The 1,945-nt window shown below is 55.6% G+C and carries 2 protein-coding genes; both read right to left on the bottom strand.

Going from position 1 to position 1,945, the window contains the following annotated elements; genetic code table 11:
• Nucleotides 1–208, bottom strand: a 208-nt coding sequence (locus tag AB4043_RS23995) for a hypothetical protein (RefSeq protein ID WP_442308315.1), incomplete at its 3' end; no start/stop codon positions are given.
• 157 nt (nt 209–365) lie between these two features.
• Nucleotides 366–1,945: TonB-dependent receptor domain-containing protein (locus tag AB4043_RS23990; RefSeq protein ID WP_442308314.1), on the bottom strand; the 1,580-nt coding region annotated here is incomplete at its 5' end.

The following is a 1,945-nucleotide window of genomic DNA, read 5'->3' as shown; positions in this document are numbered from 1 at the left end:
CGATCAGGATGACTTCGGGATGCTTAGCGAGAGCCTCCTCAACAAGCTTTTGAGCAAAGGGCGCTGGCTTTGTATAGGAGGCGTCCATCTCCTTAGGATCTACTTTGCGCATACCGGCAATCGCTTGCTCCCGTGTGTCCTGCGCGAAAGCTGAACTGGCGGTTAGAGCGGCAAGAGCCAGGCAAAGAATGGTGGCGATACGTTTCATTGTTCCTCCCGGGTGTATTTGCTACAAGAATTGAGATACCTGCTGTCCATGGCTTTCTCCAAGATGGCTGTGGCAGATGAGTGATGGCTGAAGAGCGAATGAAATTGCATTCAGCCGTCGGGACGGGTTCGGCATCGCACAGTGAGCCTCCGCAAACCTAAAACAGCACCTTCAGTGCGAACTGAGCCTGTCGCGAGCTGGTAGCGGCAGGACCAACAATGACGCCGGCGCTCGCGGGGGAGAGTGCGACGCCGTTAGCACCGAACAATTGCGTTCCCGCCTTTGGCGGGGGGCCATAGTTGCCATGATTGAGCACATTGAAGAGCTCGGCTCGAAACTGAAGGTTGAAGCTTTCAGAGATGGCGCGAATCCTAGTGTTCTTTATCAGTGAGGTATCGAACTCGGAGAGCCTCGGGCCAATGATGGAGTTACGACCAGCGTTCCCAAGATGGGTGTAGCCCGTGGCTGGATCGACTGCGGGAAAGGCAAAGCATTGGGTCTTCACGAAGGCCCGGTTGATGGCGGTGAAGGATTGCGTGGGATTGCCCGAGCATCCCGGACTGGTGAGACGGTCTGGGAAGGCGAAGACATCGGCGCTCTTGAGATTGAGGGGATCGCCGCTGATCAGAGGTGTAAAGGGTTCGCCCGTGCTGAACTGGAAGATACCGCCCCACTGCCAGCCATTGAGAAGAGCCGAACCCAGCATCGTCTCACGCACGTTGGGCAGTTCATAGAGATAGTTCAGGACGAGATTGTGCGCAACGACGAAGTCCGAGATGGCGCGACGGCGGTCCGGCGCCCAAAGAGGAAGGCTGGAGACCGAGTTGGCAAAGGTGTCTCCGAAGGTGGAAGAAGAACCATCGTCGATCGATTTGGCCCAGGTGTAGGAGATCCCGAGTTGTGTGCTGTGCGAGAGCCGTTTATTCAGGCTGGCCTGGAGGGAATTGTAATGTGAGTAGCCGGTCATAAAGACGGCGCTTATTTGACCGATGTTGGAATTGAGCTTCGTGGCATTAAGTTGCGCCGCGGTCTTGCAGTTTGCCGCAACAGTGCAGTTTGGACCGAAGAACCCATAGCCCTGAGCGTCGCGGATCGGCTGGACGGTGTTGACGTCATCGACGCGATAGGGGAGATGGATGCCTCGTGAACCGGCATACCCTACCTGCAGCGTGAAACCGTACGATAGAGATTGTTGGACATTCAGGCTGTACTGTTCGACATAGCCGCGCTTAGGGTTCTGGTCCGCATACGCATAACGAAGCCCTGAGGCTCCAGCAGCATTCATCTTGCTATAGGCATTTTTCGGGAAATCACCCGCCCCAAGGGTGGTGATGTTCCCAAGAAGAAGATAGGGTGCCGTAAAGATGGAGAGACCCTCATACAAGTAGTTCAAGGTCTGAGTGTCATAGAGGCCAAAGCCTCCGCGAACAGAGGTTACATCCTTGCCAAACGGGTCCCAGGCGAAACCAACGCGAGGCGCAATATTCGTGTAGCTGGCGTTCTGGAAATATGGGCTGCCGAGCCGCGGCGCTACGGATGTCAGAGTTGGTAGAACAGCAATGCGATTGGCAGTCTCGGTGGGAACCGTGACGGGTTCATAGCGGATGCCTAGATTCAGGGTTAGGTTAGGAGAGATCCGGTAGTTATCGGTAATGTAACCGCCAAAGACAGATTGGCGGAGATCGCGAGGCGACGTACCCTGGGCAATCGGACTATTGAAGCTCGTAGGAGTAGCGC

The sequence above is a fragment of the Terriglobus sp. YAF25 genome (assembly GCF_052113305.1).
Taxonomy (GTDB): Bacteria; Acidobacteriota; Terriglobia; order Terriglobales; family Acidobacteriaceae; genus Terriglobus.
Note: the sequence above shows the minus strand (reverse complement) of the source record. Positions and strands in the feature narration are given on the sequence as shown.